Source organism: Moritella sp. F3 (assembly GCF_015082335.1).
Classification (GTDB): domain Bacteria; phylum Pseudomonadota; class Gammaproteobacteria; order Enterobacterales; family Moritellaceae; genus Moritella.
The window spans coordinates 19468-36335 of record NZ_BLRL01000007.1 but is presented as its reverse complement, the minus strand read 5'-3'; the positions used below and the strand labels follow the sequence as shown (position 1 = coordinate 36335).

Genomic DNA, 16868 nt, shown 5'->3' with positions numbered 1-16868 from the left:
TAGGATACATGAGCGAATATAAAAAAACGCTGAACCTGCCAAAAACTGGCTTCGCAATGCGCGCTAATTTAGCGAACCGCGAACCAAATATGTTGAAGCAGTGGACGACTGATGATTTATACGGAAAAATCCGTGCTGCTAAAAAAGGTAAAAAAACCTTTATTTTGCACGATGGCCCTCCTTATGCGAATGGTAACATTCACATTGGTCACTCAGTTAACAAGATCCTAAAAGACGTTATTATTAAAGCCAAAGGCTTGTCTGGATTCGACGCACCTTACATTCCAGGTTGGGATTGTCACGGTCTACCAATTGAATTAATGGTAGAAAAGAAAGTGGGCAAACCGGGTCGGAAAGTAACGGCTGCACAGTTTCGCGAAGAATGTCGTAAATACGCGACAAAACAAGTTAACGGTCAGCGCCAAGACTTTATCCGTCTGGGCGTATTAGGCGATTGGCAGAATCCGTACCTAACAATGGATTTCAGCACTGAAGCAAACATTATCCGCGCTTTAGGTAAAATCGTTGAAAACGGTCACTTACAAAAAGGTTCTAAACCTGTTCATTGGTGTACAGACTGTGGTTCTGCACTTGCTGAAGCAGAAGTAGAATACGAAGATAAGAAATCACCTGCTATCTACGTGCGTTTTACTGCACAAGATCAAGCGGCTGTGAAAGCGGTATTCGGTAGCGATGTTGAAGGTTTAGTGTCAACTGTTATCTGGACTACTACACCTTGGACATTACCTGCTAACCGCGCGGTTGCACTAGCTGAAAGAGTAGAATACTCATTAGTTAACATGGTAACTGAAACGGGTTCACAACAGTTAATTCTAGCAACAGACTTAGTTGAATCTTGCATGGCTGCATTTGCACCAGAAAGCTTCACGACGCTCGGTACTTGTACTGGTGCTGCACTAGAAAACTTACGCTTTAACCACCCATTCTACGATTTCGATGTACCAGCTATTTTAGCTGATCACGTAACGACTGAAGCGGGCACAGGTGTTGTGCATACTGCTCCGGGTCACGGTCAAGAAGATTACGTGGCTGGTCTACGTTATAATCTAGAAATTGCAAACCCTGTTGGTAACAACGGTGTTTATCTTGAAGATACGCCTTTATTTGCTGGCCAACATGTATTTAAAGCCAACGATAGCGTACTTGAAGTGCTAACTGAAAAAGGTGCGTTACTAAACCACCAGGTGCTGAAACACAGCTACCCACATTGCTGGCGCCACAAAACGCCAATCATTTTCCGTGCGACACCACAATGGTTTATCAGCATGGAACAAAATGGTTTACGTAATGCGGCAATGAAAGAAATTCAAGATGTGCAATGGGTTCCTTCATGGGGTCAAGAGCGTATCGAGAGCATGGTAACGAATCGTCCTGACTGGTGTATTTCTCGTCAGCGTACTTGGGGTGTGCCAATTTCTTTATTCGTGCACAACGAAACACAAGAACCGCATCCACGTTCTGCTGAGTTAATGCAAGATATTGCTAACTTAGTTGAGCAAAAAGGCATTCAAGCTTGGTGGGATCTAGATTCTACTGATTTATTGGGTGACGATGCAGTTAACTATACGAAAGCACCTGATACATTAGACGTATGGTTCGATTCGGGTTCAACACACTTCTCTGTTGTTGATGCACGTAAAGAATACGACGGCGCTGATATCGATCTTTACCTTGAAGGTTCAGATCAACATCGTGGTTGGTTCCAATCATCATTAATGATTTCAACTGCTATTCACGGTAAAGCACCTTACAAAGACGTGTTAACACATGGCTTCGTTGTTGATGCGAAAGGCCGTAAGATGTCTAAATCTATCGGTAACGTAATGGCGCCACAAGATGTAATGAACCGCCTAGGTGGTGATGTATTACGCTGGTGGGTTGCAAGCACGGACTACACGGGTGAAATGACAGTTTCTGACGAGATCTTAGATCGCAGCGCTGACGCTTACCGCCGTATTCGTAATACTGCACGTTTCCTACTGTCTAACCTTGAAGGTTTCAACCCAGAAACTGATATGGTTGCAGCAGAAGACATGGTGGCATTAGATCAATGGGCTATCGGTCGTGCACATGCACTGCAAACTGAAATCCTAGCTGATTACGAAAACTACCAAATGCAGAATGTAACGCAAAAGCTAATGACATTCTGTTCAATTGAATTAGGTAGCTTCTATTTAGATATCATCAAAGATCGCCAGTACACAGCTAAGTCAGACGGTATTGCCCGTCGTAGCTGCCAAACTGCGATGTTCCATATCTTAGAAGCGATGGTTCGTTGGACTGCGCCTATCTTAAGCTTCACATCGTTCGAAATTTGGAATGCAATGCCGGGTGAACGTTCTGAGTATGTATTTACGGAAGAATGGTACACAGGTCTAACGCCACTTGCAGACGATGCAGAGCTAAACAACGCTTACTGGAGCAAGTTACAAGCTGTGCGTAGTGAAGTGAACAAGACTGTTGAAGTAGCACGTAACAACGCTGTTGTTGGTGGTTCTCTACAAGCTGACGTAACACTTTATGCTACTGCAGAGTTAGCGGCTGATCTTGGTAAGTTAGGTAACGAATTACGTTTCCTATTACTAACGTCAAACACTAACGTTGTCGCTGTAACTGAAGCACCAGCTGATGTTGAAGCAAGCGCTATTGAAGGTTTATGGATCAGCGTCGCTAAGAGTGAAGCTGAGAAGTGCGAGCGTTGCTGGCACCATAACGACACTGTTGGTCAGTCTGAAGTACATCCAACATTGTGTGCTCGTTGTGAAGATAATATCGATGGTGAAGGCGAACAACGTCAATTTGCTTAATCGGTAATGTATTAATTACGCTTATTGCGAGTGTAAGTATAATGCGAGTAAAGAAGGGTAATAGCAATTAAGTTGTTATTATCTTTCACATAGAATGCCTACTGTGTACTGGTTAGCTTAACCAGGACAAATACAGTAGGCATTTTTTTATGGATTAATGCTTAACCCACGATATAAAATGATATGATTGTTAACAATCTATTTCAAAATGCTGAATTGCTAATGATAACAATTTAGCCATTGCATGCTATTTATCGTCATCATGTTGACGAACCAGAGGATAATAATGACTGTAGGTACAACAAAGAGAACGGGACTAATCTGGCTATGGTTAGCCGTTATGGCATTTATTATTGATTTGGGCACCAAGTCTTTTGTTGTCAGTCATTTCCAACTCGGTGAATCGGTCAATGTATTGCCTGTTTTCAACTTTACCTATGCGCGTAATTATGGCGCTGCATTTAGTATGCTTGCGGATGCTGGTGGTTGGCAGCGTTGGTTCTTTGGCGTTATTGCCGTCTCTGTTTCAGGTCTATTGATTTATTGGCTTAAGCAGCAAGCCGCCAATAAATATTGGAGTAACATTGCTTACGCGCTTATTTTAGGTGGTGCGTTAGGTAATTTATATGATCGTATTATTCATGGTTATGTAATCGACTTTTTACATGTGTATTGGGACAAGAGCCATTTCCCAATCTTTAATTTAGCAGACACTTGGATCTGTATTGGTGCCGCGATGCTAATCCTGGAAGCCATTATGGAAAGTAAGAATGACAAGGAATCATCAAATGACAGTTAACGTAGCAACAATTGGCGACGACAGCCAAGTACTTATGCATTTCACTATTACTTTAGCTGATGGCTCTGTTGCAGATAGCACTGAGTTACAAGGTAAACCAGCTAAGCTAGTGATTGGCGATGGTAGCTTAACGCCTAACTTTGAGCGTTGCTTATTAGGGCTAACTGTTGGTGATAAGAATAAGTTTGAACTGCAACCTGAAGATGCATTCGGACAACCTAATCCAGATAATATTTACTACTTAGATCGCGCTAAGTTTACTGAAGTGAAAGCGGAAGTTGGCTTAATTGTTGGTTTTACCCAGCCTGATGGCGCTGAATTACCGGGTATGATCCGTGAAGTGGTTGGCGACTCGGTTACTGTCGATTTTAATCATCCGTTGGCGGGACAAGTCGTGACGTTTGAAGTTGAAATTTTAGAAATTAATGCAGAATAAATAAGGTTTATGATGGAAATTTTACTCGCTAATCCTCGAGGTTTTTGTGCTGGTGTAGACCGTGCTATTAGCATTGTTGAACGTGCACTTGAGCTGTTTGAAACCCCTGTCTATGTACGCCACGAAGTTGTACATAATCGTTATGTGGTGGATAGCTTAAAAGAGAATGGTGCTGTTTTTGTCGAAGAACTGGATGAAGTGCCAGACGGCCGCGTGGTTATTTTTAGTGCGCACGGTGTATCAAAAGCAGTGCAAGCTGAAGCTAAGCGCCGTGACTTAAAAGTCTTTGATGCCACTTGCCCATTAGTAACCAAAGTACACATGGAAGTAACACGTGCTAGTCGCCGTGGGATTGAATGTGTATTGATTGGTCATAAAGGTCATCCTGAAGTTGAAGGTACCATGGGTCAGTATGATAATGCTGACGGCGGTATGTATTTGGTTGAATCGATTGCAGATGTTGCAGCGCTAGAAGTTAAAGACGTAACGAATTTGACTTACAGCTCGCAAACGACGTTATCGGTTGATGATTGTGCAGAGATCATTGATGCATTACGTGAACGTTTCCCTGAGATCAACGGACCACGTAAAGATGATATTTGTTATGCGACGCAAAATCGTCAAGACGCAGTATCTAAGTTGGCAAACATGGTTGATATTATGTTTGTTGTAGGTTCGAAGAACTCATCGAATTCAAACCGTTTACGTGAAAAGTCAGAGAATATCGGTGTACCGTCTTACCTGATTGATAATGCCGGTGATATCGATCCTGCACTACTGGAAGGGAAACTGAAAATAGGTGTTACAGCAGGTGCATCAGCACCTAAGATACTGATTGATCAGGTGGTTGAAAAGCTACAAGCCTGTGGTGGTCAGTTGGTGACTGAAGTCGCAGGTCGTCCTGAAAATACAACATTTGAAGTACCAGCTGAGTTACGCATCAAGCAAGTAAACTAGTCATTATGATTAAGGCGCTCGTTTAGTCATCGACTTGACGAGCGTTAATTTTTAACTCAATCTTTTATTTCCTCATATCAATTCTTATACGTTTCGACAGTCCTCCATTTTAGTATCAGCGTGATGATAACCAGCTATTTCACCTATTGGGTGTTATTCCTCACAGAATAAAAATGCATTATGTTTACATAAATTAAACATTTGTGTAACATCCGTGTGTATAAATTATTTAAGTGAGTTAGTTATGCAATCTAGAAAGGACTCTGGATTCAGTCTCATTGAAGTGATGATCACATCATTCATACTTGCCGTAGGCCTGCTTGGCATAGTGGCATTGCAAGGGATTGCGAAGAAATCATTAGCAGATACAGACAAGCAAATTCAAGCCTCTTTTCTAGCGCGCACAGCGTTGGAAGAATTACGTGCGAATACAGATTGGATTAACCCCTCTTCAAGTTCTGTAGACACCCAAGACGATATTATCACTGATATTCTCGCCAATGCAGCTAGCTCTGCTTCAATCAATAACATGGCCTTATGCCGTAATGTGGCAGAGTCTGTGACCATAGCGGTGAGTTGGCAGGTTCAAAATACAGCAAGCTCATCTGGCGCAGCTAATGGCGCTGCCTGCGGTGTTGCAATCGATCCGGCAGTCAGTAACCGCCGACAAGTGGTATTAACCAGTTTGATCTCGGAGGCCATATGACAGTGACACAAGCTGGCTTTAATTTAGTTGAACTGATGATTTCGCTTGTTGTTGGTATTGTTTTAATGACCTCAATCACCACGATGTTTGTGGATACTAAGGTGTCGGTAAACCGTTCATCAGCGGTATCGAGTTTGCAGCAGCAGGCGCAATTAGCATTACAGGTATTAGTCGAAGATGTACGGAGTATTGGCAGTTGGGCTGAGTTTTCTGGGGAATTACTGACTGACATTAAGACCCCTGACACACTGACGTTGACTCCTGGCAGTTGTGCAATGTTTATTGAGGCAAGTAGCAGCGCTATTGGCACATTTAGTTTACCTGCATGGGCTAACTGGGTTGAAATGGCATCAGCAGGTACCTTCACCGAAGCCGATTGTATCAATGATAGTGATGATGCTGGTTACAGTATGGCTGCAAACAGTGATGTACTGTCCATAGCGCGCATACAAGGTAATACAGTCACTGTCGCTGGGATGGAAGCAGCGGATTATTATTTAGCGGTATCACCGCAACAAGCTCAACTATTTAAAGGCTCGGTGCCAAACGGTGCGACGAATATAGACAATGCTGAGTTTTATCCTTATTTACATCATACCTATTTTGTCGAAACACATGAAACCGCTGGCCCCCGGTTAACGCGCTTTTCGCGTCAGGGCGATGAACTGAGTAATGACTTGATAGTCGGAAATATTGAAGGGCTTCGTATCGAATTTGGTGTGGATACGGATACTCCACGCGATGGTGGCGCTGACATCTATTATCTTAGTGGTGATGTCAATTTAACGGCTGCTATGTGGAGTAATAGTCAATTAGTATCGGCACGTATCCACGTATTAGCCAGAGCAAACAGCCCGGACCTGACATTCAATAATGACGCTAATTATAATCTCAGGTTTGCGCCTTTTACTCCCACTGCTGATGATCATTACAGGCGATTTTTGCTTTCCACTACAGTGGTAATAAGAAACAACATGATGGCGGTGACGCGATGAAAGCACAGCAAGGTATTACCCTTTTTCTTGTTATTATTATTCTGGTCGTTGTGACGTCACTGGCTGCTGCAGTGATCACTGAAACACGATTAGGGATGAATGCAATTGGCTTGACGCAAGAAAAATTAGCAAATGAGCAAGAAATACTTGGTGGTTTTACTGAAGTAATGGAAAACCCTAATTTGATAAATGACATTATGGAGTTAACGTCGACAGCGAGTTCTGCGCTGAGTGTGACGCAATCACCAGACATTATTGTGGGGCTTACTCAGCGTGGTGAAGGTTACTGCAAGCGCAGTACTAAAGCGTCGAGTGTAAATTTAATTAGTTGTCGATTTGTGAAAATGGATTTTTCACAAAATAATAATCGCCGAGTTCAGGGGCTAGCTATGACGGCTGGTGTAGAGCAGCCATTTTTAGCCGCTCAGAATCAATAAGGACAGATAAATGAAAAGGATTTTCAAAACTGCCAGTGCCATATTGGCGGTTATATTGGGTTGTAGTGTGCATGCTGATGAAACTGAGATCTATGAGGCTAGTATTGATAACAAACCGCAAGTGCTTATTATTCTCGATACATCGCGACATATGAATAATAATACGACATTCCCAGTCCCTGAACGCTATGATCCTAATATTGATTACTCTGATCCCGCATCGAATAACATTGAAAAGTTTTTTGAAGACCGCTTTACTAGTCAACATTTTTATTGGCGTAATTATGACGAGATTAAAGACCTTGCATCATTTGAGACGTTAGCTGAAATAGCGTCCAAAGATAATATTAGCCCTTCTGATAGTGTTTTATATAGTGACTTTGTTACGACAATTCCGATAATTGATGATGAAAAAAAACGTAAGTATAAGTATATGAATTGTTCATCGGCGGTTTTTGATATGAGCGGAGAGCTAGGTGCTTATTCTGATCATGTACGTCAATGGAAAGGTATTGGTTTTTTTGGTATCGGGGCGAAGTACTGGTCTGAAACTATCGGTCCAAAGCATGAGCTTAATTCGCCAAAGATCGACTGTAAGACGGATATGGATTTAAATAACCCTCATAATCCGGGCGCTGAAGGTGCTGCATTCTTTGCTATAGAGGATGAGGAAACAGGGCTGCAAGACTCTACATTCTATCAAGGTTACCCACAAAATGGCGTAAACATACCATACGGTTATCAAAATGGTTCTAACCCAGCAAAAGATCTTTCTTTTTCAGGCGGCGGTAGCGCAGATCAAGCGTACTTGTATTCCGATAACCTAGTGGATTGGGCTGCATTGAAAAAAGCAGGAACGGATAGTATCGAACTTTCTTTTCTTAATGTGGCGAAAAAAGTTGTTTTGGATGTGATGCTTGAAACACCGGAAGTTAAAAGTGGTTTGGAAATTTTCAATTTGAATAATACTGTCATTGAACAATTAGACCTAGCCGATAATCATGGTGGGCGTATTATCTCAGGGATTAAGTCCTATGATACCTTAGATTACAAGGCGAACTTACAAGGATATAAGGATAGCGTTAGTTTAATAAGAAGTAAGGTTTCAGGGATCACCACATCTTCCGATGCGCGCTCTGCTTTATGCGAAAGCCTGTATGAAGGGTACCGATATTTATATGGTCAGGATGTTTGGTTTGGTGATGATGAGGCATTTTTCCCTTACCCGAAACGCGACAAATCGATAGAAACAGCGGGAAAAGAGTATATAAGCCCACTTGATTGGACTAAAACCTGCCAAACTGAAGCTTATATCATTATTGTCACCGCTGGATATAAAGAGACTGATAATGATTCAGACCGATTTATTACCTGCCAAAATCATGATGGTGAAGCAAATCCGCAAATAGATACGTTAACAGCTGAATTATTAACAGACCAACCAGAGTTAAAACTGCTTGATGATTCAGATCCTAGATCGCTATCTGATACCGCACATGCTGCAAGAACGGTAGAAACGACAATGGAATCAAAGTTTGGTTTCTTATCAGACTGTCAAGTTGAGAATAAATTGCCGCAACTGGCGCATTATCTCTATAACAATGACATGAATGGTGATGACAGTGATGGTAAACAGCACATTGCTACATACACAGTCGGTATTGACGTTCTTGATGGTAGTAAAGCCTTGTTAGAAAAAACCGCAAAGTCAGGTGGTGGTGAGTTTTTCAATGCTGAAACGGCCACGGAGTTAAGAGAAAAACTTAAATTAGTGTTGGGCGATATCGTCGCTAGGCAAAAGTCTACGACTGCGACTGTTACCACCTCAATAAATGCTAATAATTCGACTCAAAGTGATAAGGCTGTTTATTTTACAATGTTTGAACCTGCTCAAAGTAGTAAATGGAATGGGAACTTAAAAAAATTGGTGATTGAAAATGGGGTGTTAAATGCGTGGGACATGCAAGCAAGTTTAGCGACAAGTACTAATTTGACACCTGCACTCTCATCTACAAACGGTGTTTTTTTCGCTGATGGACTGTATTCTGGCTGGAGTAACTCACCCGGACTGGATGCCGTTGAGGTTGGTGGCGTCGTTGAAGCATTTAATCGCCGTGATGTATCAATACCACGAAAAGTATACGTAAATAACGGTAGTGACAGTGTCTTATGTGAGATCACTCTAGATAACTTGAAAGTTGTATTGGGTGTTAAGACGGGGACGTGTATTAATTCAGATAGTGCAGCGCCGCCGTCTACGCCACCTGATTCTGAAGATGTTATTGAAGCTCAAAACATTGCTTTAGCTGCACTGTTAGATGTTGATGTTGAAGCTTTATCTGCAACAATTAGGTGGCTTAATGGTTTGAATGATACAGGAACCGCATTCCGTGATGATATCTTTGGTGATCCCATGCATTCAGCTCCGCTCGTTGTTAAATATGATGATGTTTCGCGAATCTTCATTGGAACCAACGCTGGATTCTTCCATGCGTTTAAAGATAATGGCAATGCCGTTGAAGAGGAGTGGGCTTTTATCCCTGTAGACTTACTTAAAAGCGCAATCTCCCTACGCTATGATTCGACAATAGCAGATCGTGTTTATGGTGTTGATAGCACTGCTGTAGATGCTGAATATGGTGACTCAAAACATATAATTACCTTTGGCCTTAGAAGGGGCGGCAGTGCTTACTATTCCTTTAATGTTGATAAGGGACTTATATCTGGGTCGACAGAGAAACTAACGCTTCATTGGATTATGAAGAATACCGGCACTGGTGATTTTGCAAAGTTAGGGCAAACATGGTCAGTACCAACAGTCACTAAAGTTTACAGAGGGTTTGAGCATGAATTGAACTCAAATCCAGTCTTAATTTTTGGTGGCGGCTATGATATCGGCAAAGATAATTGCGGAATAAATGGTAGTACAGTGTGCGGTGACACCCTTGGTCGTGGTGTTTACATCGTGGATATTAAAGATAAATCCGTTGTTAGTTCATTCGTTTTCAGTGAAGAGTGTGATGAAGCCCAGTGGGATTGTATTACTGATAGTATCGCCAGTAAATTATCGGTACTTGATAGTGATGGCGATGGATATTTAGATCGTATTTATGCTGCTGATACAGGGGGAAATATTTATCGTATCGATACACCTAATACTTATTCAGGTCATGACAAGACAACAGTAGATACTGGAGGGTGGTCATTAAGGTTGATTGCACAGTTGGGAGATAAACAGATTGGAGCTTCTGATCGCCGATTCTTCACTGCACCATCGATTGTGAGAGCTGTAAATCAAAATAGACGAGCTTATGATGGTCTGCTAATAGGAAGTGGAGACATTACCCATCCTAATTCGAATAAAGTCACAGAAGATTATATGTTCAATATTAAGGATCTTGATTTAACGCCTGTGGTATGGGTAGCAAGTGGCGAGGTCGACCCATCAATCTATTCTGTTGCTGCAAAAGTACGTGAAACTCCGCTCCAATTTGATGATTTAACTCTGGTCGACCCTGACGTCGTTACTGATTCCAATGATGCTGGCTGGGCTTATCACTTAACTAAAGATAAAGGCCAGAAAATTTTAGGAAATGCAGTCGTCATTGATGGTGTTGTTAACTTTAATAGTTATAGTCCATTTAGTAGTACAGTTGTTGTTAATAATGGCTTGGAGTGTTTACTTGCACAAACAGGAAATAGTCACTTTTATCAAGTGAACTTAAATACTGGAGAACTTAAAACGTATAAAAAATTAGAAAATGTGATTGCCAAAGATCTGTCGATCCATTCCGAAAACAATAGCTATAATGCACCTTTACTACGCTTATTAGGAGCAGGAAAGGGAGATCGTAACACCCTTGAAGGCGTCTCAACCTCTACGGGTACTATCGATACTGAGGTTACGTTGAGTCCGCGCCCTATCTACCGCTATTTCAATGAGGCGGTGCAATAATGACAACTAAACAAACTGGTTTTACCTTGGTCGAGTTGATGATCGTCGTGGCGATTGTCGGTATTCTAGCGGGTATTGGTTATCCTTCTTACAGTGCTTATATTATCAATAATAATCGTAATGATGCGAAAACAGCCTTGTATAAAGCACAGTTATTACAAGAGCAATTTTATTTAGATAATGGTCAGTATGCGACATCATTAACCAGTGGCGCAGTAAACACATTATCGGGCTGGAATAATAATAGTGACTACTATACTTTTACTCTTGACTCGAGTGTTGGGGTTGGCTCTTATACGTTAATTGCGACAGTACAAGCATCAAGTGCCCAGGCTACTGATACTGATTGCACTTTTTTTACTATCAATCATCTTGGCACGACTGTATCGATGAATAGCGCTGAAACTGAGACAAGCGATTGCTGGTAAGGCAGCGTTAAGCACTAAGTTTAGCTATTTCATCGATTTATTGCCGGTCTGATTGGCAATTTGAATTTGCTTAGGTATGCTAAGAGTTATATTTAGGGGCAAACAGGGACTGACAATGAAAAAAATTGAAGCGATTATTAAACCGTTTAAACTGGACGATGTACGCGAAGCGCTTGCCGAAATTGGTATCACAGGTATGACTGTATCTGAAGTGAAAGGTTTTGGCCGTCAAAAAGGTCATACAGAGCTTTATCGTGGTGCTGAATACATGGTGGACTTTTTACCTAAAGTAAAACTTGATCTTATCGTGCAAGACGATGACGTTGATGCATGTATCGAATCTATCGTTGAAACGGCGCACACAGGTAAAATCGGTGATGGTAAGATCTTTGTTACAGCCGTTGAACGCGTAATTCGTATTCGTACTGGCGAAGAAAACGAAGAAGCTATTTGATAATTATCAATGAGATGAGTCTCTGATAATTTAATGATTACACAAAAACACTGAACATTTATGTTAGGTGTTTTTTTTTAGCTTAGTTTTTAGCTTATATAGCGCAGTAGTTCTGAATGATTAACACACACAAAATCATGGTTCAAGCACCTCTCTGAGTTAGCATTTTGACGCGGTTTGGGTATAATCACTTCATTAACAGATCCGTTTATATTATTTAATCTAAACAATCGCTCATAATTCAAGCACCCAGGACAATTCCATGACAATGTCTACAGCTGAGATCCGCAACGCGTTTCTTGATTATTTTGCCAGTAAAGGGCACAACAAAGGTACAAGTAGCTCACTTGTTCCTGCTAATGATCCAACTTTGTTATTTACAAATGCGGGCATGAACCAATTTAAAGATGTATTCCTTGGTGCAGAACAACGTTCATATACGCGTGCAACGACGTCTCAACGTTGTGTTCGTGCTGGTGGTAAGCACAATGACTTAGATAACGTAGGTTATACAGCGCGTCACCATACATTCTTTGAAATGTTAGGTAACTTCAGCTTCGGTGATTACTTTAAAGAAGATGCGATCTTATTTGCATGGGAATTCTTAACCAAAGAATTGAAACTACCAAAAGAAAAATTACTGGTTACCGTTTACGAAAGCGATGATGAAGCATTTTCATTCTGGGCTGACAAAGTCGGCGTGCCAGAAGATAAAATTATCCGTATTGGTGATAAATCACCAGAGAAGAAATTTGAATCAGACAACTTCTGGTCAATGGGGGATACAGGTCCTTGTGGTCCATGCTCTGAAATCTTCTACGATCACGGCGAAGACATTTGGGGGGGGGTACCGGGTTCTCCGGAAGAAGATGGTGACCGTTTCATCGAGATCTGGAACTTAGTATTCATGCAGTTCAACCGTCAAGCGGACGGTACTATGCTTGAGCTACCAAAACCATCTGTTGATACCGGTATGGGTCTTGAGCGTATTTCTGCAATTATGCAAAACGTACACTCAAACTATGAAATCGATATCTTCCAAAGCTTAATTAAGCACGTTGCTGAGCTTATCGGTACGACTGATTTAGAAAGCAAATCACTGCGCGTAATCGCCGATCACATTCGTGCGTGTAGCTTCCTGATCTCTGACGGTGTGATGCCATCAAATGAAGGTCGTGGTTATGTACTACGTCGTATTATCCGTCGTGCAGTTCGTCACGGTAATAAGCTAGGCGCTAAAGGCCCATTCTTCAACAAACTTGTTGCTAAGATGGTTGAGCTGATGGGCGACATTTCTGACGATTTAGTAAAACAACAAGCGATTGTTGAAAAAATCTTACTTATCGAAGAAGAGCAATTTGGTAAAACGCTAGAACGTGGTCTGAACATTCTAGACAACGAACTGTCACAACTAGACGGTACTGTTGTTCCAGGTGATGTGGTATTTAAACTATATGACACTTATGGTTTCCCATCAGATTTAACCGCTGACATCGCCCGTGAACGTGAGTTAACGATTGATGAAGACGGCTTTAAAGCAGCGATGGAAGAACAGCGTAATCGTGCTCGCCAAGGTTCTAACTTTGGTACTGATTATAACGACATGTTAAAAATCGATGCGAACACTGAATTTTTAGGTTATCAAACGCTAACATCTGATGCGCAAATTGTGGCATTAATCAGAGATAATGCTGAAGTTGAAATCTTAAATGATGGTCAAGCAGGTGCTATCGTTTTAAATAAAACACCATTTTACGCGGAAGCGGGTGGCCAATCAGGTGACCAAGGTGTGATTAAAATTGGTGATGCGGTGTTTACTGTTACTGATACTAAAAAAGCGGGCAACGCAGTTGTTCACTTTGGTACTGTTTCAGGTGTTATCGAAGTGAATAACCAAGTTATCGCCGATGTTGATGTTAGTCGCCGTAAAGCGATTGGCCTTAACCACTCAGTAACTCACTTAGCACACGCTGCGTTACGTAAAGTTGTTGGTGAAAATGTACAACAGAAAGGTTCACTCGTATTACCTGAACGTTTACGTTTCGATTTCTCACACTTTGAAGGCGTGACTGCGGCACAACTACTTGAAGTTGAACGCCTTGTTAATGCGCAAATTCGTGCTAACCACGAAGTTGTGACTGAAGTGATGGATATTGATGCCGCGCGTGAAGCGGGTGCAATGGCATTGTTCGGCGAGAAGTACGATGACGAAGTACGTGTCGTTCGCATGGGTGACTTCTCAATCGAATTATGTGGTGGTACGCATGTTAAGCGTACTGGTGATATTGGTTTCTTCAAGATCTTATCTGAGAGTGGTATTGCTGCCGGTGTACGCCGTGTTGAAGCGGTAACGGGTGATTCTGCACTCGCATATGTGCATGACCTTGTAGCTAAAATGCAAGAAACTGCAAGTTTAGTGAAAGCGGATCAAAATACATTGGCAGCGAAAGTTGGCCAAGTATTAGACCGTAATCGTAGCCTAGAAAAAGAAGTTGAAAAGTTAAACGTACAAGTAGCAAGTGCTGCGAATGCTAACTTGATCGACCAGGTACAAGTGATTAACGGTGTTAAAGTACTTGTTGCTAACCTAAAAGGTGCAGATCCTAAGTCGTTACGTAGCTCGATGGATGAACTGAAGAACAAACTGCAAAGCGGTATTATTGTGCTTGGTATTCCAGGTGAAGGGAAAGTTAACTTAATTACGGGTGTGACTAAAGACTTAATCGGCAAAGTGAAAGCGGGTGAGCTAGTGAGCTTCCTTGCTGTTCAGGTTGGCGGTAAAGGCGGTGGTCGTCCTGATATGGCACAGGCGGGTGGTTCAAACCCTGAAGCACTTGCTGGCGCTCTTGAGTCAGTAACGCCTTGGTTAACTGAAAAACTATAAGCAGTAATCGAAATAATAAATCAGTATATTAGTGGGTAACTTAATTGGTACTCACTAAGTTTAAATAAACAGTGTTATGGCAAGTTGTTGGCTAACCAGCGATGCGTTCTGAACACAGGCGGTGATAGATTAAAGGTTATTAAAGGAAGTTTGTTGTGGCGTTGTATGTACAAAAATATGGTGGCACTTCTGTTGGCTCTATTGAGCGAATCGAAGCTGTTGCTCAGCGAGTGAGAAAATCTCGTGAACAGGGAAATCAAATAGTTGTGGTTGTATCTGCAATGTCTGGGGAAACAAATCGTTTACTTGGCATGGCGAAAGAGCTCGATGAGCATGCAGACCGCAGAGAAATGGATGTATTAATTTCAACTGGTGAACAGGTGACGATTGCATTGTTAACCATTGCCCTGCAAAAAGCAGGTGTCGATGCGATATCAATGACAGGTGACCAGGTTCAAATGAAAACGGATAACAGCCATGGTAAGGCTCGCATCAAGACAGTTGAAACAGACAACTTACAACGTCATCTAGATGAAGGTAAAGTGGTCGTCGTCGCCGGTTTCCAAGGGCGTGATGAAGATAATAACATCACAACGTTGGGCCGTGGCGGCTCGGACACGACAGCAGTGGCAATTGCTGCTGTACTGAAAGCTGATGAATGTCAGATTTATACTGACGTAAATGGCGTTTATACCACCGACCCTCGGGTTGAACCGCGCGCACGGAAATTAGATTGCATCACTTTTGAAGAGATGCTTGAAATGGCGAGCTTAGGTGCCAAAGTTTTACAAATTCGTTCAGTCGAGTTTGCAGGGAAATACAATGTACCTTTACGTGTACTATCTTCATTTGAAGAGGGTGAAGGGACATTGATTACTTACGAGGACGTAAAAAAAATGGAATCAGCAATCATATCTGGCATTGCGTTTAATCGCGATGAAGCAAGTTTAACAATATCAGGTATCCCTGATGAGCCTTTAGTCGCAGCAAATATCCTTACGCCAATTGGCGATGCAGGCATTGATGTTGACGTTATCGTTCAAAATGCCCACGGTAAAGACGGCCTTGTTGATTTTACCTTTACAGTTCATCGTGATGATTACCAAACTGCGAAAGCACTGTTGGAAAAGACCTGCGAAGAATTATCTGGAAAAAATGTGCAAGGTAACGATCGTATTGCTAAAATTTCTATTGTAGGTGTCGGAATGTGGAATCATCCTGGCGTTGCTAAAACAATGTTTGAAGTGTTGGGCAATGAAGGAATCAACATGCAGTTGATTTCTACCTCTGAAATTAAGATCTCAGTGATCGTTGATGAAAAATATTTAGAGCTGGGTGTTCGTGCATTGCACGCTGCATTCAACTTGGATGTTGCTTAAACTGAGTGAATAAACAACAAATTAAGTCTTATTTATTCTTTTCTTGTTTTACATTGAAGCTTTTAATAGAATAATAAGCGGCTTAACAAAATATAATGAATTAGTTGAGGAATATATTAATGCTAATATTGACACGCCGAGTTGGCGAAACACTTATGATTGGTGATGAAGTTACAGTTACCGTTCTAGGTGTGAAAGGGAATCAAGTTCGTATCGGTGTTAATGCGCCTAAAGAAGTATCTGTTCACCGTGAAGAGATCTACATGCGAATTCAAGCAGAAAAAGGCGAAAGCCCTGAAGGCAACTTCTAAATTAAAATAATGAAAGTTATTACAGATTGGGTTTAGCGACAGCTAAGCCCTTTTTTTATCTGTTTTTTTAGTGTTTTGGGACTTTAATCCCGTTTTTGCTGCAATAGTAGGTTTGTTGTTTGAAACTTAAACAGTTATTGATCTGTAGATAATTAACGTTTGACTTATTTTTCAGTATCCGTATTATGAGCGCCAACAACACGGAGAGGTGGCCGAGTGGCCGAAGGCGCTCCCCTGCTAAGGGAGTATGGGCTTTAAATCCCATCGAGGGTTCGAATCCCTCCCTCTCCGCCATTGTT

13 protein-coding genes and 1 tRNA gene are annotated in these 16868 nt (G+C 41.7%); all 14 read left to right on the top strand.

Annotated features, from left to right (window positions below):
• Positions 1-8 precede the first annotated feature (8 nt).
• Entirely contained in the window at positions 9-2828 is a 2820-nt protein-coding gene (gene ileS / locus JFU56_RS13230) for an isoleucine--tRNA ligase (protein ID WP_198437772.1), read from the top strand.
• A 286-nt stretch (positions 2829-3114) separates the two neighbouring features.
• A complete protein-coding gene (gene lspA, locus JFU56_RS13225) occupies positions 3115-3627 on the top strand; it encodes a signal peptidase II (protein WP_198437771.1) in 513 nt (170 codons plus the stop codon).
• Positions 3617-4063, top strand: a complete 447-nt coding sequence (gene fkpB, locus JFU56_RS13220; RefSeq protein ID WP_019442307.1) for an FKBP-type peptidyl-prolyl cis-trans isomerase — start codon at positions 3617-3619, stop codon at positions 4061-4063. Before lspA ends, fkpB begins: the two co-directional genes overlap by 11 nt.
• Positions 4064-4075: 12 nt before the next feature.
• Entirely contained in the window at positions 4076-5020 is a 945-nt protein-coding gene (ispH, locus tag JFU56_RS13215; RefSeq protein ID WP_198437770.1) for a 4-hydroxy-3-methylbut-2-enyl diphosphate reductase, read from the top strand.
• A gap of 244 nt (positions 5021-5264) precedes the next feature.
• A complete protein-coding gene (gene pilV, locus JFU56_RS13210; RefSeq protein WP_198437769.1) occupies positions 5265-5726 on the top strand; it encodes a type IV pilus modification protein PilV in 462 nt (153 codons plus the stop codon).
• Positions 5723-6721, top strand: coding sequence for a PilW family protein (locus tag JFU56_RS13205; protein WP_198437768.1), 999 nt, complete (start codon positions 5723-5725; stop codon positions 6719-6721). The genes pilV and JFU56_RS13205 overlap by 4 nt, the downstream gene beginning before the upstream one ends.
• Entirely contained in the window at positions 6718-7158 is a 441-nt protein-coding gene (locus JFU56_RS13200; RefSeq protein ID WP_198437767.1) for a hypothetical protein, read from the top strand. The genes JFU56_RS13205 and JFU56_RS13200 overlap by 4 nt, the downstream gene beginning before the upstream one ends.
• Positions 7159-7168: 10 nt before the next feature.
• Positions 7169-11113, top strand: coding sequence for a pilus assembly protein (locus JFU56_RS13195; RefSeq protein WP_198437766.1), 3945 nt, complete (start codon positions 7169-7171; stop codon positions 11111-11113).
• Complete coding sequence (locus tag JFU56_RS13190) at positions 11113-11541, top strand: type IV pilin protein (RefSeq protein ID WP_198437765.1); 429 nt, start codon at positions 11113-11115, stop codon at positions 11539-11541. The genes JFU56_RS13195 and JFU56_RS13190 overlap by 1 nt, the downstream gene beginning before the upstream one ends.
• Positions 11542-11656: 115 nt before the next feature.
• Positions 11657-11995, top strand: coding sequence for a nitrogen regulatory protein P-II (gene glnB, locus JFU56_RS13185; protein ID WP_019442300.1), 339 nt, complete (start codon positions 11657-11659; stop codon positions 11993-11995).
• Between the two features lie 262 nt (positions 11996-12257).
• Positions 12258-14879: an alanine--tRNA ligase gene (gene alaS, locus JFU56_RS13180; protein WP_198437764.1), complete on the top strand. Its 2622-nt coding sequence runs from the start codon at positions 12258-12260 to the stop codon at positions 14877-14879.
• Positions 14880-15034: 155 nt separating this feature from the next.
• Entirely contained in the window at positions 15035-16258 is a 1224-nt protein-coding gene (locus JFU56_RS13175) for an aspartate kinase (RefSeq protein ID WP_198437763.1), read from the top strand.
• Positions 16259-16377: 119 nt separating this feature from the next.
• Entirely contained in the window at positions 16378-16569 is a 192-nt protein-coding gene (csrA, locus tag JFU56_RS13170) for a carbon storage regulator CsrA (protein WP_006033372.1), read from the top strand.
• A gap of 202 nt (positions 16570-16771) precedes the next feature.
• Positions 16772-16863 (top strand) — tRNA-Ser (locus JFU56_RS13165).
• Positions 16864-16868: the final 5 nt, after the last annotated feature.

Bases quoted from the DNA above. Each gene is read 5' to 3' on its own strand.
- ileS (WP_198437772.1), top strand. From the start codon at position 9: ATGAGCGAATATAAAAAAACGCTGAACCTGCCAAAAACTGGCTTCGCA.
- lspA (WP_198437771.1), top strand. From the start codon at position 3,115: ATGACTGTAGGTACAACAAAGAGAACGGGACTAATCTGGCTATGGTTA.
- fkpB (WP_019442307.1), top strand. From the start codon at position 3,617: ATGACAGTTAACGTAGCAACAATTGGCGACGACAGCCAAGTACTTATG.
- ispH (WP_198437770.1), top strand. From the start codon at position 4,076: ATGGAAATTTTACTCGCTAATCCTCGAGGTTTTTGTGCTGGTGTAGAC.
- pilV (WP_198437769.1), top strand. From the start codon at position 5,265: ATGCAATCTAGAAAGGACTCTGGATTCAGTCTCATTGAAGTGATGATC.
- JFU56_RS13205 (WP_198437768.1), top strand. From the start codon at position 5,723: ATGACAGTGACACAAGCTGGCTTTAATTTAGTTGAACTGATGATTTCG.
- JFU56_RS13200 (WP_198437767.1), top strand. From the start codon at position 6,718: ATGAAAGCACAGCAAGGTATTACCCTTTTTCTTGTTATTATTATTCTG.
- JFU56_RS13195 (WP_198437766.1), top strand. From the start codon at position 7,169: ATGAAAAGGATTTTCAAAACTGCCAGTGCCATATTGGCGGTTATATTG.
- JFU56_RS13190 (WP_198437765.1), top strand. From the start codon at position 11,113: ATGACAACTAAACAAACTGGTTTTACCTTGGTCGAGTTGATGATCGTC.
- glnB (WP_019442300.1), top strand. From the start codon at position 11,657: ATGAAAAAAATTGAAGCGATTATTAAACCGTTTAAACTGGACGATGTA.
- alaS (WP_198437764.1), top strand. From the start codon at position 12,258: ATGACAATGTCTACAGCTGAGATCCGCAACGCGTTTCTTGATTATTTT.
- csrA (WP_006033372.1), top strand. From the start codon at position 16,378: ATGCTAATATTGACACGCCGAGTTGGCGAAACACTTATGATTGGTGAT.